This window comes from Microbacterium sp. NPDC077663, assembly GCF_044542795.1.
Classification (GTDB): Bacteria; Actinomycetota; Actinomycetes; order Actinomycetales; family Microbacteriaceae; genus Microbacterium.
On sequence record NZ_JBITVE010000002.1, the window covers coordinates 82122 to 102293 of the forward strand.

24 protein-coding genes are annotated in these 20172 nt (G+C 69.0%); 4 read left to right on the plus strand and 20 right to left on the minus strand.

The features are described from left to right. Positions 1 to 17 precede the first annotated feature (17 nt). Entirely contained in the window at positions 18 to 1028 is a 1011-nt protein-coding gene (locus ACIGEP_RS07965; protein ID WP_396661106.1) for a glycoside hydrolase family 6 protein, read from the plus strand. Between the two features lie 84 nt (positions 1029 to 1112). Next, positions 1113 to 2168 carry a response regulator gene (locus ACIGEP_RS07970; RefSeq protein WP_396661107.1) on the plus strand — a complete coding sequence of 352 codons (1056 nt, stop codon included), beginning with the start codon at positions 1113 to 1115 and terminating at the stop codon, positions 2166 to 2168. 181 nt (positions 2169 to 2349) lie between these two features. Here ACIGEP_RS07970 and ACIGEP_RS07975 read toward each other — a convergent pair whose 3' ends face one another. From ACIGEP_RS07975 to ACIGEP_RS07985, 3 genes are all read right to left on the minus strand, one after another. Next, on the minus strand, positions 2350 to 4080 hold the full coding sequence (locus ACIGEP_RS07975) for a glycosyltransferase family 2 protein (protein ID WP_396661108.1): 1731 nt from the start codon (positions 4078 to 4080) through the stop codon (positions 2350 to 2352). A gap of 20 nt (positions 4081 to 4100) precedes the next feature. Further along, positions 4101 to 4937: a fructose 1,6-bisphosphatase gene (locus ACIGEP_RS07980; RefSeq protein WP_396661109.1), complete on the minus strand. Its 837-nt coding sequence runs from the start codon at positions 4935 to 4937 to the stop codon at positions 4101 to 4103. 161 nt (positions 4938 to 5098) lie between these two features. Then, on the minus strand, positions 5099 to 5716 hold the full coding sequence (locus tag ACIGEP_RS07985) for a hypothetical protein (protein WP_396661110.1): 618 nt from the start codon (positions 5714 to 5716) through the stop codon (positions 5099 to 5101). 229 nt (positions 5717 to 5945) lie between these two features. On the opposite strand from ACIGEP_RS07985, the gene ACIGEP_RS07990 reads away from it, so the two are divergent. Next, the gene (locus tag ACIGEP_RS07990; protein ID WP_396661111.1) at positions 5946 to 6491 is read left to right on the plus strand and encodes a hypothetical protein; all 546 of its coding nucleotides are present in this window, start codon (positions 5946 to 5948) and stop codon (positions 6489 to 6491) included. 76 nt (positions 6492 to 6567) lie between these two features. Here the strand turns inward: ACIGEP_RS07990 and truA are convergent, their stop codons facing one another. Genes truA through ACIGEP_RS08005 form a run of 3 tightly spaced genes read right to left on the minus strand, consistent with a single transcriptional unit; the run spans position 6568 to position 9240 of the window. After that, positions 6568 to 7410: a tRNA pseudouridine(38-40) synthase TruA gene (gene truA, locus ACIGEP_RS07995; RefSeq protein WP_396661112.1), complete on the minus strand. Its 843-nt coding sequence runs from the start codon at positions 7408 to 7410 to the stop codon at positions 6568 to 6570. Positions 7411 to 7432: 22 nt separating this feature from the next. Next, on the minus strand, positions 7433 to 8338 hold the full coding sequence (locus tag ACIGEP_RS08000) for a PfkB family carbohydrate kinase (RefSeq protein WP_396661113.1): 906 nt from the start codon (positions 8336 to 8338) through the stop codon (positions 7433 to 7435). 59 nt (positions 8339 to 8397) lie between these two features. Then, positions 8398 to 9240 (minus strand): universal stress protein, encoded by an 843-nt coding sequence (locus ACIGEP_RS08005; RefSeq protein ID WP_396661114.1) that lies wholly within the window; start codon positions 9238 to 9240, stop codon positions 8398 to 8400. A 191-nt stretch (positions 9241 to 9431) separates the two neighbouring features. On the opposite strand from ACIGEP_RS08005, the gene ACIGEP_RS08010 reads away from it, so the two are divergent. Beyond that, a complete protein-coding gene (locus ACIGEP_RS08010) occupies positions 9432 to 11375 on the plus strand; it encodes an acyltransferase family protein (RefSeq protein WP_396661115.1) in 1944 nt (647 codons plus the stop codon). A gap of 234 nt (positions 11376 to 11609) precedes the next feature. Here ACIGEP_RS08010 and rplQ read toward each other — a convergent pair whose 3' ends face one another. The 14 genes from rplQ to rplR form a co-directional block, all read right to left on the minus strand. Then, on the minus strand, positions 11610 to 12179 hold the full coding sequence (gene rplQ / locus ACIGEP_RS08015; RefSeq protein ID WP_396661116.1) for a 50S ribosomal protein L17: 570 nt from the start codon (positions 12177 to 12179) through the stop codon (positions 11610 to 11612). A gap of 56 nt (positions 12180 to 12235) precedes the next feature. Further along, positions 12236 to 13225 carry a DNA-directed RNA polymerase subunit alpha gene (locus ACIGEP_RS08020; protein WP_251581834.1) on the minus strand — a complete coding sequence of 330 codons (990 nt, stop codon included), beginning with the start codon at positions 13223 to 13225 and terminating at the stop codon, positions 12236 to 12238. Between the two features lie 117 nt (positions 13226 to 13342). Beyond that, the gene (rpsK, locus tag ACIGEP_RS08025) at positions 13343 to 13741 is read right to left on the minus strand and encodes a 30S ribosomal protein S11 (RefSeq protein WP_018171470.1); all 399 of its coding nucleotides are present in this window, start codon (positions 13739 to 13741) and stop codon (positions 13343 to 13345) included. A 34-nt stretch (positions 13742 to 13775) separates the two neighbouring features. After that, on the minus strand, positions 13776 to 14150 hold the full coding sequence (gene rpsM, locus ACIGEP_RS08030) for a 30S ribosomal protein S13 (protein WP_251581832.1): 375 nt from the start codon (positions 14148 to 14150) through the stop codon (positions 13776 to 13778). Between the two features lie 148 nt (positions 14151 to 14298). Further along, positions 14299 to 14415, minus strand: coding sequence for a 50S ribosomal protein L36 (gene rpmJ / locus ACIGEP_RS08035; protein ID WP_005050492.1), 117 nt, complete (start codon positions 14413 to 14415; stop codon positions 14299 to 14301). Between the two features lie 66 nt (positions 14416 to 14481). Next, on the minus strand, positions 14482 to 14703 hold the full coding sequence (gene infA, locus ACIGEP_RS08040) for a translation initiation factor IF-1 (RefSeq protein ID WP_017201569.1): 222 nt from the start codon (positions 14701 to 14703) through the stop codon (positions 14482 to 14484). A gap of 139 nt (positions 14704 to 14842) precedes the next feature. Beyond that, complete coding sequence (locus tag ACIGEP_RS08045; protein WP_396661117.1) at positions 14843 to 15520, minus strand: DsbA family protein; 678 nt, start codon at positions 15518 to 15520, stop codon at positions 14843 to 14845. Between the two features lie 13 nt (positions 15521 to 15533). Further along, on the minus strand, positions 15534 to 16367 hold the full coding sequence (map, locus tag ACIGEP_RS08050; RefSeq protein ID WP_396661118.1) for a type I methionyl aminopeptidase: 834 nt from the start codon (positions 16365 to 16367) through the stop codon (positions 15534 to 15536). Next, positions 16367 to 16960 carry an adenylate kinase gene (locus ACIGEP_RS08055; RefSeq protein ID WP_396661119.1) on the minus strand — a complete coding sequence of 198 codons (594 nt, stop codon included), beginning with the start codon at positions 16958 to 16960 and terminating at the stop codon, positions 16367 to 16369. The genes map and ACIGEP_RS08055 overlap by 1 nt, the downstream gene beginning before the upstream one ends. Beyond that, positions 16957 to 18282 carry a preprotein translocase subunit SecY gene (gene secY, locus ACIGEP_RS08060; protein WP_064003319.1) on the minus strand — a complete coding sequence of 442 codons (1326 nt, stop codon included), beginning with the start codon at positions 18280 to 18282 and terminating at the stop codon, positions 16957 to 16959. The genes ACIGEP_RS08055 and secY overlap by 4 nt, the downstream gene beginning before the upstream one ends. Before the next feature lie 100 nt (positions 18283 to 18382). Then, positions 18383 to 18943, minus strand: a complete 561-nt coding sequence (gene rplO, locus ACIGEP_RS08065; RefSeq protein ID WP_396661120.1) for a 50S ribosomal protein L15 — start codon at positions 18941 to 18943, stop codon at positions 18383 to 18385. Continuing rightward, positions 18943 to 19128, minus strand: a complete 186-nt coding sequence (rpmD, locus tag ACIGEP_RS08070; RefSeq protein ID WP_020098644.1) for a 50S ribosomal protein L30 — start codon at positions 19126 to 19128, stop codon at positions 18943 to 18945. Before rpmD ends, rplO begins: the two co-directional genes overlap by 1 nt. Beyond that, positions 19128 to 19814 (minus strand): 30S ribosomal protein S5, encoded by a 687-nt coding sequence (gene rpsE, locus ACIGEP_RS08075; protein ID WP_020098643.1) that lies wholly within the window; start codon positions 19812 to 19814, stop codon positions 19128 to 19130. Before rpsE ends, rpmD begins: the two co-directional genes overlap by 1 nt. Then, positions 19811 to 20170, minus strand: a complete 360-nt coding sequence (rplR, locus tag ACIGEP_RS08080; protein ID WP_251581810.1) for a 50S ribosomal protein L18 — start codon at positions 20168 to 20170, stop codon at positions 19811 to 19813. The genes rpsE and rplR overlap by 4 nt, the downstream gene beginning before the upstream one ends. Positions 20171 to 20172 lie beyond the last annotated feature (2 nt).

Below are 20172 nucleotides of genomic sequence, written 5' to 3' on the forward strand. Positions count from 1 at the left end.
ATGACTAGAGTTCAAGAGTGGCTCCCAGGAAGAAGCTGCGGATGCCCCCGGCCCGCGTACTCGTCCCCGTGGGCATCGTGCTGGGACTCGTCGTCGTCCTCGTGCTCATCGGCGTCATCGGGAACGCCGTGACCCGGGGATTCGAGGCTCTCACGGCACGTGCTCCCGAGATGGGCACGACGGTGATCGCGCCGACGCAGGCGAAGGTCGCGGCGGCCGCTCGCGACCTCTCCGGCGAGCAGAAGGATGCCGCCGAGTACCTCGCGGCACAGCCAACCGCCTACTGGCTGACCCCCGAACAGGACCCCATCGGCACCGCGGGCGGAACCGTCCTCGACCTCATCTCGCAGGCGCGCGATCAGAGCCGATCGGTGGCGCTGGTGATCTACGGACTGCCCGGTCGCGACTGCGGCAACCACTCCTCCGGCGGGCTGTCGGAAGAGGACTACCCGATCTGGCTGCGCGAGATCGGCGCCGCCCTCGAGACCGCGCCGGACGTGCAGAAGATCGTCGTGCTCGAGCCCGACAGCATCGCGCTGTCACAGGAGTGCGGCAACGTCGCCGAGCGGGCGCGCCAGTTGAGCACGGCCGTCGACATCATCACCTCTCCGGACACCTGGATCTACATCGACGGCGGGCACAGCAACTGGCTGCCCCCGCAGCAGATGGCGGACCTGATCACCGAGATGGGGGTGATCGACCGCGTGCGGGGTTTCGCGACCAACGTCTCGAACTATCAGGCGCCCGCCGACGAGTTCGCGTATGCGGCATCCCTGTCGTCACTGCTCGGCGGCGCACACGCCGTCGTCGACACGTCGCGCAGCGGCGCGGCGACCTCCGGCGGGGAGTGGTGCAACCCGCCCGGACAGCTCGTGGGCGAGCCGGGCGGCTCGTTCCACGACGCGGTGGTCGACACCAACCTCTGGATCAAACCGCCCGGCGAGAGCGACGGCCAGTGCGGCGGCGGCCCCGCGGCCGGCGTCTACTGGCCCGAGGCGGGCGTCGAGCTGACGCAGGACGTCCGGTGAGTCGCCGTCATGATGCGCAAGCCTGTCACGTGCCGCTGTGTAGCATGAGGACCGACTTTCACACCGGAATCGGGGGCTACATCGATGAGTGATTCGATGTCGATGCATAAGACGGCGGTCATCGTCGAAGACGATCCCGACATCCGTCATCTCATCGTCGAGGTGCTCGAGGCCGCCGGATTCTCGACCGTCTCGGTCGGTAACGGCATCGACGGCGTGCGCGCCGTGCTCTCGTACCAGCCGCTCATCACGACCCTTGACGTGAACATGCCCGGGATCGACGGGTTCGAGGCGGCCCGCCGCATCCGGGCTCAGAGCGACACCTACATCATCATGATCACCGGTCTCGAAGAAGAGGCGGACGTCGTCCTCGGCCTCGGTGCGGGCGCCGACGAGTACGTCGTGAAGCCGTTCCGCCCGCGCGAACTGCGGGCCCGCGTCGAGTCGCTGCTGCGCCGCCCCCGGGCCACCGGCACGACCGTCGCCCAGGCGCCGCGCCAGGAGGCGACCGGACCGTCGTTCCCCGGCGCACGGCCCGCGGCCCCGCAGTACGACGCGGTCCCGACCTCTCCCGTCTTCGACGAGCGCATCATGACCCCGGTCTACAGCGAGCAGCCGCAGCAGGGGAACGCGGTGGTCCTGCCGCCGCAGATCGCTCCACAGCCGGGCGTACAGCAGCAGGGCGCGCCGCAGCAGGCGATGCCCCCGCAGGGTGCGCCGCAGTACGGCGAGCCGGCGCCGGTCGCGCATCCGGGCAACGCGGTGGCCCCGGCATCTGCTGTTCCGCCCGTGGGCGGTCCCGGGTGGACCGTGCACCGCGACCTCGCCGTGCACGCCGAGCACCGAGTCGTCCTCGTGGCGGGGCGCGAGCTGACCCTCACCCGCACGGAGTTCGACCTGCTCTCGACCCTCATGGAGTCGAAGCGGCGCGTGCGCAGCAAGGCCGACCTCACGCTCGTGCTGCGCGGGGAGTCCTACGTGACGAGCTACTTCGTCGGCGAGGCCGACAAGCGCGCCATCGAGGCGCACATGACCAACCTGCGCCGCAAGCTCGGCGACAACCCGAACAACCCGCGGTACATCGAGACCGTCCGCGGCGTGGGCTACCGCCTCACCTCCGAGACCGTCGCCGGCGCCTGACCGCGCGCCGCGCCGCGGCATCCGCTACCCCTGCGCGCGGATGCAATGGATGCCGCGCGACACCCCGCACCGTCGCGCGACCACCCGGCGTGTCGCCGAGGATCCATTGCATCCGTGAACGCGGCGCCGCGAACGACTGAAGCCCCCGGAGACATCCTCCGAGGGCTCTGTCGAGGCGGGGTCAGACCTTGTACCCCTGGTGGCGCTGGAACAGCTTGATGGCCATCGTGAGGGTCTGCAGCACCGTGACGACACCGACGATCGGCCAGCCGACCCAGAGGATCGCGGACTGGGTGATCGGGTCGAGCAGGTTCCAGATCACGGCGATCGCGATGGCGACGATGGCGAGGATGATGAACGGCGTCCAGTGGCCGAAGCTCACGCCACCCTTCTCGGCGCGCGCCTGCAGCGCCCAGTTGTCGACCTTCTTCTTCGAGAGGAATCGGGTCCACGACCTGATGAAGTGACTGATGCGGATCCACATGAAGATCTCGGCGGGGAACAGCAGCACGGCGAACGCGATGTCGCGCGAGTTCGACTTCTCCATCGCGCGCGCCATGCGGAAGTTCAGCCCGGCCGCGACGAGCGGCGGGATGAGCCACCACGGCGAGAACACGAAGGCGTTGATCGACAGCGAGGCGACGAGGAGCGTGAGGAACGCGACGCGGACGAAGAAGTTCGTCAGCATTGAGAACTGCTCGAACCAGCGCAGACGCAGGTTCGGGTGGAACGGCTGCCCCTTCGTGTCGCCGCGCTGACCCGGCCACATGAGCTCGATGGCGCCGTAGGTCCACTTGACCTGCTGCGCGTCGTACCCCTTGAGCGTGGTCATCCCACCGACATCCGCTCGTGCGAACGGGCTGATCTTGGTGAGGTATCCGGCCGACTTGATCTGCAGCGAGAGCAGCGAGTCCTCGACCTCGGAGTCCTTGACCCACGGCGAGTTCTGGTGGTTCTCCTTCATGACGTCGCGCAGGGCGGTCGTCGAGAAGATCGAGAACTGTCCGCCGAGGACGGCCATGTTGCGGCCGCGCAGCAGGTTCTGCATGTTGAAGGCCGCGAACTGCGTGCGCTGACCGGCGATCAGCCACTTGGCGATGAAGCCCTTGATGGGGCGGTCGTCGATCGTGTAGATCGCGGAGATGCCGCCGATGCGCGAGTCCGACACGGCCTCGTTCTCCAGGTACTCGACCGCGCGACGGTCGGCGGTCGTGTCGCCGTCGACACCGAGTAGGTAGTCGTACCCCTCGACGAGGGCGTAGCCGTAGTTGAGCGCACCGACCTTCTTGTCGGGGTTCTTGCCGATGTCGTGGACGAAGACCTCGGTGAACTGCAGTCCGAGCTCGGTCTCGACCTCGTGCGGGCCCGAGAACTCGGACGCGATCTTGACGGTGTCGTCCGAAGTGTTGTTGACGACGACGTGGATGACGTCGGGCACGCGGCTCTGCTCGAGGAGGGAGCGGATGACATCGGCGATCGACTCGGCCTCGTTGTAGGCCGGGACGACGCACCCGATCGTCGACCGGTGCACCGAGTGGTTCTCGAGGACCGAGGCGAAATCGTCGGCGAACTCGTCGACCGGGACGAGCTCGCCCGGACCACCGGGCGAGGCGGCGTAGCCGACCTGATCCGGCATCGCCTGCCAGGACCCCTGCGGAGCGACATCCTGCCACTGCGCCTGCGGCTCCTGCCACTGCTGCGCCGGCTGCTGCCACTGCTGTTGCACGGGCTGCGGCTGAACCGGCTGTGCGGGCTGCGCAGCCTGCTGCCACTGCGGCTGCTGCGCGGCCTGCCACGTGGGCTGCTGGCCCCACTGCGCGTCGTGCCCAGGCCACGCACCGGCCGGCGGCTGCGCCCCCGCGGGTTGCGCGGGCTGCCAGCCCTGTGGGCCGGGGATGTACGGACTCGTCACGTCGGTTCCTCGAACTGCATTCACGGAGTGGTGGGACCGCCGGTACCGGGGGTGGTGGTCCACCCGTCGGTACCCGTGGTTCCCTGGGAGCCGTCGTCCGACGACGTGCCGTCCGTTGCGCCCCCCGTGGACCCCTCGGTCTCTGTCTCACGAGGATAGATCGCAATCGGGATGACCGGGTAGACCGTCTGCTGCACGAACGACTTGTCGTCGTTGGCGGTGCCCTCGACCCAGACATCGAGCGCGAACTGCAGCGTGATGCCGTAGGTGTCCGGCGGCAGCTGGTTGATCGTCGTCTCGGGGACGAGCAGACCGCCCTGGTAGCTGTTGATCAGCAGGCCCTTGCTGGAACGGATCGTGTCGGTCGGCACGAGGGTGCGCGGGTCGGCGCTGAACTGGAACGGCGAGCTCACCTGGTTCGAGGCCTGCGCCGTCTGCGAGGAGATCGACACGTTCGACAGGTAGACACGACGCTTCTGCTTGAGCACCGCCTTCTCGTCGACGCGGGTGTCCTTGACGTTGACGGCGAAGCCGAAGGTCTTCGCGTTGTCGGGGTACCACTCGCGGGTGCGCTTGGAGTCGACGGCCCAGAAGTCGAGGATGATGTTGAGCCCGTCGGCGATCTCGTACGTCATCTGCACGGAGCCGTCGTAGGTGAACTGGGAGTCGAACGGCATCTCCACCGTGCCGGTCGCGGGCGTCGCGTTCGGCGCGGGAGTCGCGGCCACGTTCTGGCTCGTCCCCGAGATGGAGTTGAAGGCCTCGACGACCTGAGCACACCCCGACAGGGACAGCGCTGCCGCAGCGGCCAGGGCGACGACGCCGAGCCGGCGACGGGCGGTGGGACGGATGGACATTCGCGAACCTCGTTCGATGAGAAGGATGAAGGGCACCGGCGGCGGGGTTCGGGTCGCCGCCGCCAGTGCCACGTCCTCACCGTAGGGGCCAAAAGTCTCGCTCACCGGTGACTTCGCGAAGCCTCGCGCTGCTCTTTACCGGATCTTGAGGTTCTTGAGGTTCAGCCGGATGCCGCCTGCTGCGCGATCGCGACCGTCACGGTGTCGGTCGCCGTCTGCTTCGCGTACTCGTCGGCCTTGGGCTTGGTCTGCACGAGGAAGTCGTACGTGAACTGCAGGGTCACGTAGGTCGCCCCCTCGGGGACCTGGCCGACGTTGAAGGTCTGCGAGTAGCTGTAGGGCTTCAGGACCAGGTAGCCGTTCTTGACGCTGGCCGCGTCGACCTGCGGGTCGAGAGCGGGGAACGTCTCTTCGGCATTGGCCGGGACGGCGAGCATGGTGGCCTTCTGCAGGTACACCTTCTGGCCGTCGTTCGGGGTGATGGTGGTGAGCAGCGACAGGCTGACGGGCTTGACGGCGTTCGCCGTCCATCGGTCCATCCGCAGGTCCGACCAGTAGTTGACCGCGACGCTGACCGCACCGGCCTTCAAGTCGCGCTGGGTCGAACCGCTCGAGAGGTCGTTCTCGACGGGGGGCGCGACGACGACCGGGGGGCTCGACACCACGGGCGTGGCCGAGGGCGACGGACTCTGCAGCGCCCAGGGCGACGGGCCGCAGCCCGACAGCACGATGGCGCTCCCGACGACCGCTGCGGCAGCGGCCAGACGCATGGTACTCATCCGCATCATGACCCCTCCCTGCGGTGCCGTCAGTCTACAAGCGCGGATGCCGCGGTCCGCCCGCCGCCGATATGTCGAAGTGCGACACTGTTTACCTGATCGAAACCGGCTCTAGTTGTTGTTCCTGAGCGAATCCTGAATACTGGTGACGTCCAACCAACGAGGGGCGGTCGGTTGGATCTTTTCATGCCGTCCGAGCCTCGAACTCACGACGACCGAAAGAAGCACCATGAAGAACAAGATCAGCAAGGCGGCGGCGGCTCTCGCCATCGCCACCGCGGCGGTCTTCGCGGCTCCGGCCGTCGCGAGCGCCTACACCCCCTCCCCCGTTGTGGAGAGCGGTCCTGGGACCATCGCTCCCGGCGGCACCGGCACCTTCACGTTCGCGGACTTCCTCCCGGGTGAGGGTGTGCAGTTCACCCTCACCGGTGAGAACGGCGCCGGAGCGACTCTCGCGTTCGTCTCCTTCGCTGTCAGCTCAACCTCCACCACGAAGGATGCCGACGCAGACGGAAACGCTTCCGTCGAGGTCACCCTCCCGTCCAACGCATCCGGCGAGTACACGCTGGCCGCGGTGGGTCTCGAGAGCGGCACGTCCGCGTCGACCACCATCGGTGTCGCCGCAGCTGCCGGCGGCGACGGCGGTCCCGTCCTCGGTGAGACCGGTTTCGACGGTGACGCGCTCCTCGGCCTCTGGGTCGGCGGCGGCGTCCTCGTCCTCGCCGGTGCGAGCATCGCGGTCGCGACCTCGGTCCGCCGCACGCGTCGGGCATAAGGCACTCGCGAACCATCGCACGACGAAGAACCCCCGGGCCACGGTCCGGGGGTTCTTCGTCGTCCAGCGCCGCCGCTCAGTCGTCGGCGGCACCGAGCTCGCGTCGCGCACGCGTCTGCTCGGCGCGTGCCGCGAGCAGATCGTCAGCCGGGTAGCCCACCTCGGTGAGCGTCAACCCGCGGGCGGCCAGCACCTTCACCTCGTTCGTGCGGACGAGCTCATCCCGGATCTCCGCGACCCGGTCGATCCCGATCCGCCCCTCCCCGACCGCGACGCACGCGCCGACGAGGGCGCGCACCATGCTGTGGCAGAACGCATCCGCCTTCACCGAGGCGATGAGCACGCCGGACTCGTCGCGTCGCCACCCGTACTCGAGCAGTGTGCGGATCGTCGTCGCCTCTTCACGCGGCTTGCAGTAGGCCGCGAAGTCGTGCAGGCCGCGCAGGCTGCGAGCCGCGGCATCCATCGACGCCACATCCAGCGACGCGGCGACCCAGGTCGTGCGGCCTCGCTCGAGCGGGTCGTACCCGGTCACGCGGTCGGCGACGCGGTACGCGTACCGACGCCACACGGCCGAGAAGCGGGCGTCGAACCCCTCCGGCGCGACGCCCACGCGGCGAACGGCGACGTCCGGGTAGGGACCGAGCACCCCGTTGATGCGCGCGGCGAGCGCCTCGGGCTCGGGCCGACGCCCCGACAGCAGCCGGCGCTCCTGCGCGTCGGTGAGATCCAGGTGCGCGACCTGCGCCGAGGCGTGCACCCCGGCATCCGTCCGACCGGCGACGACCAGCCGCGGATCTCCGCCGAGGATGCGGGCGATCGCCGCTTCGAGCGTCCCCTGCACGGTCCGCAGACCCGGCTGCCGCGCCCAGCCTCGGAAGTCGGTGCCGTCGTAGGCGAGATCGATCCGCAGGCGCACGGTGTCAGCCTATCCGCGCCGGTCAGACCGCCGCGTCGACCTCCGACCGCACGGGCGGGTCGGCGCCCTCGCGCGACACGGTGATGCCGGCGGTGACGGCGGCACGGCGGAGCGCGCGCTGCAGGGCGGCGGCGTCGCCGGCCAGCAGGTCGGCATCGTCGACGAGGCTCGTGATGAGGCTCGCCATGAAGGCGTCGCCCGCGCCGATCGTGTCGGCGACCTCGACGGCGAGGGGCGCGACCTCGACGAGACCCGAGGCTCCGAGACCGAGAGCTCCCTCACCGCCTCGTGTCATCACGACGATCCGCGGGCCGAGTGCCGCGATGGTCTCGAGAACCTGCGCCGCGGGAACGCCCGGGTAGAGCGCCTCGGCATCCTCGTCGCTGAGCTTCACCAGCGTCGCGGCAGCGAACGCGCGCTCGGCGACCGGCAGCGGGTCGGCGCCCACGAGAGCCGGCCGCACGTTCGGGTCGACAGTCACGATCGTGCCCGCCTGCCGAGCCCGTCCCAGGGTCGACAGCGCGACTTCTCCCCCAGGCTGCAGGAACAGCGCGATCGACCCCGAATGGACAAGGGATGCCGTCGCTGCCGCCTCCGCTGCCGCCTCCGCGTCGAGCTCCCACACGATGTCGAACTCGTAGGCGGCTGAGCCGTCGGCGCGCAGCCGCGCACGAGCGGTCGAGGTCGCGGCATCCGTCCACGAGGCATCGTGGACGGATGCACCCGACGCGCCCACCTGGTCGGCGATGCGCCGTCCGCGGTCGTCGCGACCGAGGCGTGTCAGCAGCGTCGCCGGCACGTCCTGCCGTGCGATGCCGACCGCGACGTTGGCGGGGCTGCCGCCGACGAACTCGACGTCACCGCCCTCGCGCTCGACAATGTCGATGAGCGCCTCGCCGATGACGAGGACGGAGGGCCGAGAGGTCATGCCCTCACTTTCGCACGTCGCCCGCGGGCGCGCACATCGATGTCACCGCACGACGGCCGTCACCTTACGACGGCCGTCACCGTGGGCAGGTGCGAAAGGAGCTCCTGACTGATCGACCCGAGGAGGAACCGCGCGATCGCTCCGCGGCCGTGAGTGCCGACGACGACCATGCGCGCGTCGGCCGCGATGCCCGCGAGCACCTGCGAGGGATAGCCGCGCTCCACACGACGGACGATCCGCAGGTCGGGGTAGCGCGACGACAGTCCGGCGACCGAGAGCGCCAGCACCTCCTCGGCCGTCGACTGCATGTTCGCGAGGTACAGGTCGGGGTAGACCTCCATCGCGTTCCGCGGCGTGTGCACCGGGGTCCACACGTTGACGGCGATGAGCGGCTCTCCGAGGCGATCGGCCTCCGCGGCGGCGAACTCGATCGCGTGCTCCGACACGTCCGAGCCGTCGATGCCGACGACGACCCCCATGCCCTCGCCGAGGTCCCGGTCGGGTATGACGACGACGGGGCACTTCGCGCCCGCCGCGATCCGGATGCCGTGGACCCCGCGCGCCGGCCCCGTGCCCGGTCCGCGGTAGTCGCTGCCGATGACGAGCAACGCCGCGCCGGCGGCGGCATCGATCAGCTTCGTGACAGGGTTGCCGGATTCGACCCGCGTCGACGCCGACACACCGGCATCCCTCACCCGTGCCGCCTCGCCGTCGAGCAGCTGCTGCGTGGCGGTCTGCGCCGCGCCGAGCACCTCCGCCTCGCCGACCGCTCCCACCGCACCGCCGACGACCGACACGAGCTCGACCGACTGACGCCGACGCGCGGCGCGATCGATCGCCCAGTCCACCGCGCGACGCGAGACGGGAGCGCCCGTCACTCCGACGATGATGTTCCCAGTCATGCTGCACGTCCCTTCTGGGGGCGATGCGCCTGCCGGATCGCGGTGACGTCTGCGGCGCTCGTCCGTGTCTCGGTGATGCCAACCTATCCGGCAGCGGGCGGGGCGGGAAGAGGCGGGCCCGTCCAGGATGCCGACCTAGACTGGATGCCGCGAACCGCCCACTCGCCCTCGACCTCCCCCGCTGCCCCGACATGACTCGACCTCCTTCCGCGCGCCTGTCAGGCCTCGACGGACTCCGCGCCGTCGCCGTGCTGCTCGTCGTCGTCTATCACCTGTTCCCGGCCCTCCCCGCCGGGTTCCTCGGCGTCGACGTGTTCTTCGTGCTCTCGGGCTTCCTCATCACCACCCTCCTCCTGCGCGAGCGGAAGGCGCACGGACGCATCGGTCTCGTGGACTTCTGGCGGCGCCGTGCCCGGCGTCTCCTGCCCTCGATCGGAGTCGTCGTCCTCGTGGCCGCCTCGCTCGCCTGGATGGTCGGTGGCGACATCCTCGTCGGCCTCGGCGGGCAGCTTCTGGGCGCAGCGACCTTCTCGTACAACTGGGTCGCCGTCGCGAACGGGTCGTCGTACTTCGGCGGAGGTCTCGACTCCTCCGCCCCCGAACTGCTCCGCAACCTCTGGTCGCTCGCCGTCGAGGAGCAGTTCTACCTGCTGTGGCCGCTGCTGCTCCCCCTCGTCCTGCGGCTGCGTCGCGGCCGCGCGACGGTCGCAGTCGGGTTGGCTGCGGCATCCGCTGTCGTCGCGGTGCTGCTCTCGGGCGACGGGGCGACGCGGGTGTACTACGGCACCGACACGCACGCCTTCGGGCTGCTGCTCGGCGTCGCGCTCGCCTTCGCCCGGCCGGCCGAGCGCGGGCGCGGGGTGCCCGCTGTCGTCGGCGGCGCTGCCCTCGCGAGCATCGTCGCCCTCGCGTTCGTGACCCCGGGCGACGGGGTGGAGACCTTCCCGGGGCTGCTGGTCGCGGCATCCGTCCTCACCGTGGTCGCCATCGCGGGCGCCGTGCGCCCGGGCTCGCGCCTCGGACGCGCGCTGGACGCCGCGCCGCTGCGATGGATCGGGGAACGCTCCTTCGGGATCTACCTCTGGCACTGGCCGCTCGTGGTGATCCTGACGGTCGCGACCACGCGCTCGTCACCCGACGTCGCCGTGCCGCTCGAGGTCGCTCTGCTCACCCTGGCCCTCACCCTCCTCGCCGCGGAGGTGTCGTTCCGCTTCATCGAGCAGCCGGTGCGCCGGCTGGGCTTCCGCGCGTCGCTTCTCACCGTCGGCCGGGCGTTCCGCGGGGGTCCGGTGCGCCGCCTCGCCGCGACGACCGCGATCGCCGCCGGCGTCCTCGTCGCCGCCGGCACCACGGCGGCCGTCGCCGACGCGCCCCCGATGGCCTCGAGCGAAGCCGCCGTCCGCGACGGGCGCGCCGCCCTCGACGCGGCATCCGCTCGTTCGCATCACGCGACGCTGCCCGGCGTCGCCGTCCGCAGCGACGGTGCCGTCCTGCGGCCCGAATGCCCGTCCGCGCACCTGAGCGACGACGACGGGCTCTGCGCGCCGCCGGACGGCCGCCCCGCGCCTCCCGCCGAGATCCGCGTCGCGGGCGCCCGGGTGACCGCCGTGGGCGACTCGGTGATGCTCGCCTCGGCCGGAGGATTGCTCGACCGGATGCCGGGCGCCGAGATCGACGCGAAGGTCTCACGGTCGATGGGTGCCGGTGTCGCCGTCGTCGATCGTCTCGCCGCACAGGGACAACTGCGCGACTACGTCGTCGTCGGGCTCGGAACAAACGGACCGGTCGATCCCGACGACCTGGCCCGGCTGAAGAAGGATGTCGGTCCGAACCGCACCCTCGTCCTCGTGACCGCCCACGCTCCGCGCGACTGGATCCCGGGCGTGAACGAGGAGCTGGAGTCCTTCACCGCGCACACGCCCGGCGTCGCGATCGCCGACTGGTCGGGGGCGATCGCCGGTCACGAGGACCTGCTGGCGGGCGACGGCATCCACCCCGGCGCCCGAGGCGGGCAGCGATACGCCGACACGGTCGCCGAGGCGATCGACAGCGTCGAGAACGGCCGTGCGCAGCTCCGCTACCGCGTCGAGCTCGCCCAGTGGGCCGTCGCCAAGGCGTTCGGCTCCCCGCGCTGAGGCCGCCGTCCCGCCGGGAGGCGCGCGGCGGCGCCGCCTCGTCCGCCCTGGACCGGTGCCCGCATCATGTGCTCGCGACGAGAACACACGTCGCGACCCGTACGCAGCGTGTGTCCTCGTTCCGAGCACATGATGTCGACGCAGGGGCGAAGCCGGAGACGCGTCGCGCGGGCACGAGAAAGGGCCCGCCCCGAAACGGGGGCGGGCCCTCGGATTCCCTCCGGGGAGGGAGCCTTACTTGGCCTCTTCGGCCTTCTCGTCCTCGGACGCGACGGCGTCCTCGGCGGTGGCTTCGGCAGCGGCGCCCTCCTCGGGCGACTCGGCACCGGCGTCAGCGGCGTCCTCAGCGGGCGTCTCGACCTCGGTCTCCTCGGCAGCGGGCTCCTCGGCGGCCGGCGCAGCGGCAGCCGGAGCAGCCTTCTTCGACGACTTCGCCTTCGGGGTGACGGGCTCGAGGACGAGCTCGATCACGGCCATGGGGGCGTTGTCGCCCTTGCGGTTGCCGACCTTCGTGATGCGGGTGTAGCCACCCTCACGCTCGGCGACCAGCGGCGCGATCTCGGCGAAGAGCTCGTGCACGACGCTCTTGTCGCCGATGACCGACAGGACGCGGCGGCGTGCGTGCAGGTCGCCGCGCTTGGCGAACGTCACCAGGCGCTCGGCGAACGGACGCAGACGCTTGGCCTTGGTCTCGGTCGTGGTGATCGACTTGTGCGTGAACAGCGCGGCAGCGAGGTTCGCAAGCAGAAGACGCTCGTGGGCGGGGCCGCCACCGAGGCGGGCACCCTTCGTGGGCTTGGGCATGTCAATTACTCCTGGAAAGAAATTCAGTCAGTGGACCGGGGCGAACCGGAGTCCGATCAGACGGTCTCGTCGTCGTAGCCGCCGTAGAAGTGCGCACCGTCGAACCCGGGGACCGAGTCCTTCAGCGACAGACCGAGCGAGACGAGCTTGTCCTTGACCTCGTCGACCGACTTCTGACCGAAGTTGCGGATGTTCATGAGCTGCGTCTCCGAGAGGGCGACGAGCTCGGACACCGTGTTGATGCCCTCGCGCTTGAGGCAGTTGTACGACCGGACCGACAGGTCGAGGTCCTCGATCGGCATCGAGAGCTCGTTGGTCAGGACCTCGGCGACCGGCGCAGGGCCGATCTCGATGCCCTCGGCCTCGACGTTCAGCTCGCGGGCGAGACCGAACAGCTCGACCAGCGTGCGACCGGCCGAGGCGACGGCGTCGCGGGGGCTGATCGAGGACTTGGTCTCGACATCCAGGACGAGCTTGTCGAAGTCGGTGCGCTCACCGGCACGGGTGGCGTCGACGCGGTAGCTGACCTTGAGGACGGGCGAGTAGATCGAGTCGATCGGGATCTGACCGGCCTCGGCGTACTCGTTGCGGTTCTGCGTGGCCGAGACGTAGCCGCGGCCGCGCTCGATCGTCAGCTCGAGCTCGAACTTCGCCGAATCGTTGAGCGTCGCGATGACCAGCTCGGGGTTGTGGACCTCGACACCCGCGGGAGCGGAGATGTCGGCGGCCGTGACCTCGCCGGCGCCCGTCTTGCGCAGGTAGGCGGTGATGGGCTCGTCGCGCTCGCTGGAGACCACCAGCTGCTTGATGTTGAGGATGATCTCGGTGACATCCTCCTTGACACCCGGGACGGTGCTGAACTCGTGCAGCACGCCGTCGATGCGGATGCTGGTGACCGCGGCACCCGGAATCGACGACAGCAGGCTGCGGCGCAGCGCGTTGCCGATCGTGTAGCCGAAGCCCGGCTCGAGGGGCTCGATGACGAATCGGCTACGGAAGTCGCCGACCTTCTCCTCGGTCAGAGTGGGACGCTGTGCAATGAGCACTATGTGTTCCTTTCAGTCACGTGACCGCTATATGACACGTGCAGTTGGTGAAGTGTTGAGTTGTGTCCGGGATGCCGGGGCGCGACGCACGTCGCCACCCCCGGCATCCGTCGAGGATCAGACGCGGCGGCGCTTCGGGGGGCGGCAGCCGTTGTGTGCCTGGGGCGTGACGTCCTGGATCGAGCCGACCTCGAGGCCGGCAGCGGTCAGCGAACGGATCGCGGTCTCGCGGCCCGAGCCGGGGCCCTTGACGAAGACGTCGACCTTCTTGACGCCGTGCTCCTGCGCCTGACGCGCAGCGGACTCGGCGGCCATGCCGGCAGCGTACGGGGTCGACTTGCGCGAGCCCTTGAAGCCGACGCCACCCGAGGAAGCCCAGCTGATGACCGCACCCGAGGGGTCGGTGATCGAGACGATCGTGTTGTTGAACGTCGACTTGATGTGGGCCTGGCCCAGCGCGATGTTCTTCTTCTCCTTGCGGCGCGGCTTGCGCGCAGCGGACTTGGCCTGTGCCATGTGAGTGTTCTCCTAAACCTGTGGCGGCCGCGCTTTAGCGCGCCTTCTTCTTGCCGGCGACGGTGCGCTTGGGACCCTTGCGGGTACGCGCGTTGGTCTTCGTGCGCTGGCCGCGCACGGGCAGGCCGCGACGGTGGCGGATACCCTCGTACGAGCCGATCTCGACCTTGCGGCGGATGTCTGCGGCGACCTCGCGGCGCAGGTCACCCTCCACCTTGTAGGTGCCTTCGATGTGGTCGCGGAGGGCGACCAGCTGCTCGTCGGTGAGGTCCTTGACGCGGATCGACTCGTCGATGCCGGTCGAGCTGAGGATCTCGACGGAGCGGGTACGGCCGATGCCGTAGATGTAGGTGAGGGCGATCACCACGCGCTTGTCGCGCGGGATGTCAACGCCGGCAAGACGTGCCATGCGATGTCTCCTAGGAGTCAGTGGAGGTGTGGAGCAGGATCGGTGCCCGGGCCTCCGACCCGAGGTGTCCCCCGCTGAGCGGGTTCTGATCCTGCCGAGATGTGTTCAGTTGTGAGCCTGCGAGGCCGCGCCGGGGCGCGGCATCCCATCAGCCCTGGCGCTGCTTGTGACGCGGGTTCGACTTGCAGATGACCATGACGCGACCGTGGCGACGGATGACCTTGCAGTGGTCGCAGATGGGCTTGACGGAGGGGTTGACCTTCATGATTTTCCTGATTCGCTGTCTTCGCCGACGCACACGGGTGTGCGGGGCGTTACTTCTCGACCGGTCTCAGCGGTAGCGGTAGACGATGCGACCGCGCGTGAGGTCGTAAGGCGAGAGCTCCACGACGACGCGGTCTTCGGGGATGATGCGGATGTAGTTCTGCCGCATCTTTCCGGAGATCGTGGCCAGGACCTTGTGACCGTTGCTCAGCTCGACGCGGAACATCGCGTTCGGGAGAGCCTCGGAGATCACACCCTCGATCTCGATGACACCGTCTTTCTTCGCCATACGCTCGCTTACAGTTGGCAGACCGGTCGGTCTGCGGTGAGTGGGGATTGTGGTGACACGCCGAAACAGGCGCAACGCACCAAAGATTTAGTGTACGTGATATCGGGACGACCCGCCACTCTGCGTGTCGCCTGCGTGCTCAGCCCGCGGACAGTCGCGAGAGGATGTCGGCCTGCGGGTCGTAGGTGACCGGGACGAGCTCGTCGTTCACGAGGAGGGTGGGGGTTCCCGTGGCACCCTCGGGCAGCTCCTGCGACTGGGCGAAGCTGACGTACTCGTGGTCCGTGATCGACTTCTCGAGATCCGCGGTCATGTCGACACCGGCATCTTTCGCGATCTGGATGAGTTCGTCGTCGGTCAGTCCGGGGGTCTGCTCCTCGGGCCGGTTGTCCCACAGCGCCCGGAAGAAGGCGTAGGCGTTGTCGGGGTCGGCCTCGGCGACGGCGTACATGGCGGATGCCGCACGGCTCGAGTACTCCGAGCCCTGCGAGAGCCGGTCGAGGATCGTGACCGGGTGCACCTCGAGCGTGATGCTGCCGTCGTCGACGAGACCCGAGATCGTCTTGCCCTCGGTCTCCTCGAACTGACCGCAGTAGGGGCACATGAAGTCGACGTAGGTCGCGACCTTGTCGGGACCGTCACCGAAGGTGATCGCTCCGGTCTCGCGGTTGATGCCGCTGGCCTGCGGGACGGGACCGGGGTCCGACGCCTGGGAGTTCAGCACCGCGACGACCGCGACGACACCCGCCAGGACCGCGACCACGGCGACACTGACCCAGATCGCGAACCAGTTGGTCTTGCCGGTGGCCGTCGCCATGTGCGTGTCCTCCTCAGGAGATCGGTGTGGGGGTGATGCCGAAGGCCGCGAGTCCCGCGGCGCCGCCGTCGGGGGCGGTCAGCACCCAGATGCCTCCATCGTGCACCGCGACGCTATGTTCCCAATGGGAGCCGTCCTCGCCGTCGACGGTGCTGACGGTCCAGTCGTCGTCCTCGACCAGGGTCGACTCGTCTCCGGCCACGATCATGGGCTCGATCGCGACGCACAGCCCCGGTCGCACCTCCGGGCCGAGGTCCGCGACGCGGTAGTTGAAGACGGTCGGGCCCTCGTGCATCTTGCGGCCGATCCCGTGACCGACGTAGTCACGGAGGATGCCGTACCCCTCCCCCGACGCCTCGACGTAGGTCTGCACCGCGTCGCCGATCTCGCCGACGCGCGAAGCCGACGCGAGCGCGGCGATCCCGGCCCACAGCGACCCCTCGGTCACATCCGACAGCCGTTGACGACGCTCGACGAGCTCGGGCCGGTCAGGGTCGGGCACGACGATCGTGATGGCCGAATCACCGTTCCACCCGTCGAACTGCGCACCGCAGTCGATGGACACGATGTCGCCGGGCTGCAGGACCCGGTCACCGGGGATGCCGTGGACGACCTCCTGGTTCACCGAGATGCAGGTCGTGTGGTGGTACCCGCGGACCAGCTGGAAGTTCGACTCCGCTCCGCGGGCGAGGATCGTCCGCTCCGCGATGGCGTCCAGCTCCGCGGTCGTCACGCCGGCTCGGACAGCCGGACGCACGGCGTCGAGGGCCGCGGCGGTGATGAGCCCCGGTTCGACCATCGCACGCAGCTGCGCGGGTGTCTTGTAGATGGAGCGCCCGAAGACCATCAGGCGGAGATGCCGCGCGCCGCGAGCGCTGCGGTGATGCGCGCGGTGATCTCATCGAGCGATCCGACACCGTCGATCTCGTCGACGATCCCCCGCTCGCGGTACACGTCGAGGATCGGCGCCGTCTCGGATTCGTAGATCGAGAGTCGCTTCGCGATCGACTCCTCGTTGTCGTCGGCGCGGCCCTGCTCCGCAGCGCGACGCGAGAGGCGCGCGATCGACTCGTCTCGCGGGACCGACAGCTCGATGACCGCCGTCAGCGGCTCGCCGCGCCCGTCCAGGAACGCGTCGAGGTGGCCGACCTGCGCGAGGTTGCGCGGATACCCGTCGAGGAGGAAGCCGTGCGCGGCATCCTCTTGCGACAGGCGGTCGCGGACGATCTCGCTCGTCAGCTCGTCGGGCACGAGGTCGCCGGCGTCGATGATCGCCTTGACCTTGAGGCCGAGCTCGGTGCCGTCCTTGACGTTCGCGCGGAAGACGTCGCCGGTGGAGACCGTGGGGATGCCGAGCAGATCGGCGATCCGCGCCCCCTGCGTCCCCTTGCCCGAGCCCTGCGGGCCGATGATCAGGAGGCGGGCGGGGGTCTGCGTCATCGGAGGAGTCCTTCGTAGTGGCGCTGCTGGAGCTGGGCGTCGATCTGCTTCACCGTCTCGAGACCCACACCGACGATGATGAGGATCGAGGCACCACCGAACGGGAAGTTCTGGTTGGCACCCACCGTCGCGAGGGCCAGGAGCGGAAGCAGGGCGATGAGGCCCAGGTAGATGGAACCCGGCAGGGTGATGCGGGTGAGGACGTAGTCGAGGTACTCCGCGGTGGGACGACCCGCACGGATGCCGGGGATGAACCCGCCGTACTTCTTCATGTTGTCGGCGACCTCGACGGGGTTGAACGTGATCGCGACGTAGAAGTAGGTGAACCCGATGATGAGCAGGAAGTACACCGCCATGTAGAGCGGGTGGTCACCGTTCACGAAGTTCGCCTGGATCCACGAGACCCAGCCGGGAACGCTTCCGTCCGCTGCCGGGTTGGCGTTGAACTGAGCGATCAGCGCCGGGATGTAGAGCAGCGACGACGCGAAGATGACGGGCACGACACCGGCCATGTTGACCTTGATCGGGATGTACGTGTTGCTGCCGCCGAGGGTGCGTCGGCCGACCATGCGCTTGGCGTACTGCACCGGGATGCGCCGCTGCGACTGCTCGACGAAGACGACCAGGGCGACGGTCGCGATGCCGACGGCGAGCACGAGGAGGAAGATCTCGAAGCTGCGGGCGACGGCGATGCTCCACAGCGCCGACGGGAAGGTCGCCGCGATGGAGGTGAAGATGAGGAGCGACATGCCGTTGCCGATGCCGCGCTCGGTGACGAGCTCGGCCATCCACATGATCAGGCCCGTACCGGCGGTCAGCGTGACGATCATGAGGAGCTGTGCCCACCAGGCCTCGTCGGTGAGGAGCTGCTGGCACTCGGCGACGCCGGTGATGCCGAAGAGCTGACCCGAACGGGCGACGGTCACGAGGGTCGTCGACTGCAGCAGAGCCAGCGCGATCGTCAGGTAACGGGTGTACTGGGTGAGCTTGGCCTGGCCGGCCTGACCCTCCTTGTAGAGGGTCTCGAAGTGAGGGATCACCACGCGGAGGAGCTGCACGATGATCGTGCCGGTGATGTAGGGCATGACGCCGAGCGCGAAGATCGACAGCTGCAGCAGCGCACCGCCCGAGAACAGGTTCACCAGCGAGAGCAGGCCCTCGGTCGACCCGGACTGGTCGAGGCAGGTCTTCACGTTCGGGAAGTCCACGAACGGAGCCGGGATGTGCGCGCCGAATCGGTAGATGGCGATGATGCCGAGCGTGAAACCGATCTTCCGACGGAGATCCGGAGTGCGGAAGACCCGCGCGATGGCGCTGAACAAAGGGATTTCCTCCAGTGGGATGCCGGGCGCGCCGGGGCACGCCGCATTCCAACATACGGCAACAGGGGCCGGAGGTTACCCTCCGGCCCCTGGCACGTGATTACTTGATCGAACCGCCGGCGGCAACGATCTTCTGCTCGGCCGAACCCGAGACCTTGTCGACGGAGACCGTCAGCGCGACCGAGATGTCGCCGGTGCCGAGCACCTTGACCTTCTCGTTCTTGCGCACGGCTCCCTTGGCGACGAGGTCGGTCACGGTGACGTCGCCACCGTTGGGGTACAGCTCCGCGAGCTTGTCGAGGTTGACCACCTGGTACTCGACGCGGAACGGGTTCTTGAACCCGCGCAGCTTCGGCGTACGCATGTGGAGGGGCATCTGCCCACCCTCGAAGCCCACCTTGACCTGGTAACGAGCCTTCGTACCCTTGGTACCGCGGCCCGACGTCTTACCCTTCGAGCCCTCACCGCGACCGACACGGGTCTTCGCGACGTTGGCACCGGGGACCGGACGCAGGTGGTGGACCTTCAGCACGCCGGGGCGCGCCGCATCCTTCTTCGGGGCAGCCTTTTCGGCGGCGGGCTTTGCCGCAGCCTTCCGGGTTGCCGGCTTCTTGGCCTTGGGCTCGACGGTCTCGACCGTCTCGTCCTTCTTCTCAGCCATCAGTCGATCTCCTCAACCTTCACGAGGTGCGCGACGGTCTTGATGTACCCGCGCGTCTGCGCGTCATCGGGACGAACGACGGAGTCGTTGATCCGCTTCAGACCGAGCGAACGCAGCGTGTCACGCTGGTTCTGCTTCTCGCTCACCTTGGACTTGACCTGGGTCACCTTCAGACGAGCAGCCATCATGCACCCACCTTTGCAGCCTTGGCAGCGTCAGCCTCGGCACGGACCAGACGCGCGGGGGCGACCTGGTCGAAGTCGAGACCACGACGCGCAGCGACGGCGCGCGGCTCTTCGAGCTGCTTCAGCGCTGCGACGGTCGCGTGCACGATGTTGATCGTGTTCGACGAACCCAGCGACTTCGACAGCACATCGTGGATGCCGGCGCACTCGAGGACGGCGCGAACCGGACCACCGGCGATGACACCGGTACCGGCAGCGGCCGGACGCAGCAGCACGACACCGGCAGCAGCCTCACCCTGGACGGGGTGCGGGATGCTGGAGCCGACGCGCGGCACGCGGAAGAAGTTGCGCTTGGCCTCCTCGACACCCTTCGAGATGGCGAGGGGGACCTCACGCGCCTTGCCGTAGCCGACGCCGACGAGGCCGTTGCCGTCGCCCACGACGACGAGCGCCGTGAAGCTGAACCGGCGACCACCCTTGACGACCTTCGACACGCGGTTGATCGTGACGACGCGCTCCAGGAACTGGTTGTCGCCCCGGTCACGCGAGTTGCGGTCGCGGGTCTGGCTGCGCTCGCGGCCACCGCGGCGCGGCTCGCGCTCGCGCTCGGCGGGCGCCTCGGCCGTAGCCGCAGCCGCAGCGGGCTGCTCGGTCGCGGTCACTTCGTTCTCCTTGTTCTCGGTCACAGGTTCAGACCTCCTTCGCGAGCGCCGTCGGCGATCGCAGCGACGCGGCCCGCGTAGCGGTTACCGCCGCGGTCGAACACGACCGTGTCGATGCCGGCAGCCTTCGCACGCTCAGCGACGAGTTCGCCGACCTTGCGGGCCTTGGCGGTCTTGTCACCCTCGAACGTGCGCAGGTCGACCTCGAGGGTGGAGGCCGATGCGACGGTGAAGCCCTTGCTGTCGTCGACCAGCTGGACGAAGACGTGGCGGGCGGAGCGGGTCACGACGAGACGCGGACGCGCCTCGGTGCCCACGATCTTCTTGCGAAGACGGGCGTGACGACGCGAACGTGCGTCGGACTTCGACTTGAGAGCCATGG

Bases quoted from the DNA above. Each gene is read 5' to 3' on its own strand.
- rpmJ (WP_005050492.1), bottom strand. From the start codon at position 14,415: ATGAAGGTCAACCCCTCCGTCAAGCCCATCTGCGACCACTGCAAGGTC.
- ACIGEP_RS08000 (WP_396661113.1), bottom strand. From the start codon at position 8,338: ATGACCTCTCGGCCCTCCGTCCTCGTCATCGGCGAGGCGCTCATCGAC.
- rplR (WP_251581810.1), bottom strand. From the start codon at position 20,170: ATGGCTCTCAAGTCGAAGTCCGACGCACGTTCGCGTCGTCACGCCCGT.
- rpsK (WP_018171470.1), bottom strand. From the start codon at position 13,741: ATGGCACAGGCCAAGTCCGCTGCGCGCAAGCCGCGCCGCAAGGAGAAG.
- ACIGEP_RS08045 (WP_396661117.1), bottom strand. From the start codon at position 15,520: ATGGCGACGGCCACCGGCAAGACCAACTGGTTCGCGATCTGGGTCAGT.
- rpmD (WP_020098644.1), bottom strand. From the start codon at position 19,128: ATGGCTGCTCGTCTGAAGGTGACCCAGGTCAAGTCCAAGGTGAGCGAG.
- ACIGEP_RS07985 (WP_396661110.1), bottom strand. From the start codon at position 5,716: ATGAGTACCATGCGTCTGGCCGCTGCCGCAGCGGTCGTCGGGAGCGCC.
- ACIGEP_RS08055 (WP_396661119.1), bottom strand. From the start codon at position 16,960: ATGACGCAGACCCCCGCCCGCCTCCTGATCATCGGCCCGCAGGGCTCG.
- rplO (WP_396661120.1), bottom strand. From the start codon at position 18,943: ATGGCTGAGAAGAAGGACGAGACGGTCGAGACCGTCGAGCCCAAGGCC.
- infA (WP_017201569.1), bottom strand. From the start codon at position 14,703: ATGGCGAAGAAAGACGGTGTCATCGAGATCGAGGGTGTGATCTCCGAG.
- ACIGEP_RS08010 (WP_396661115.1), top strand. From the start codon at position 9,432: ATGACTCGACCTCCTTCCGCGCGCCTGTCAGGCCTCGACGGACTCCGC.
- rplQ (WP_396661116.1), bottom strand. From the start codon at position 12,179: ATGCCCAAGCCCACGAAGGGTGCCCGCCTCGGTGGCGGCCCCGCCCAC.
- map (WP_396661118.1), bottom strand. From the start codon at position 16,367: ATGGTCTTCGGGCGCTCCATCTACAAGACACCCGCGCAGCTGCGTGCG.
- ACIGEP_RS07970 (WP_396661107.1), top strand. From the start codon at position 1,113: ATGAGTGATTCGATGTCGATGCATAAGACGGCGGTCATCGTCGAAGAC.
- rpsM (WP_251581832.1), bottom strand. From the start codon at position 14,150: ATGGCACGTCTTGCCGGCGTTGACATCCCGCGCGACAAGCGCGTGGTG.
- ACIGEP_RS08005 (WP_396661114.1), bottom strand. From the start codon at position 9,240: ATGACTGGGAACATCATCGTCGGAGTGACGGGCGCTCCCGTCTCGCGT.
- ACIGEP_RS07980 (WP_396661109.1), bottom strand. From the start codon at position 4,937: ATGTCCATCCGTCCCACCGCCCGTCGCCGGCTCGGCGTCGTCGCCCTG.
- ACIGEP_RS07990 (WP_396661111.1), top strand. From the start codon at position 5,946: ATGAAGAACAAGATCAGCAAGGCGGCGGCGGCTCTCGCCATCGCCACC.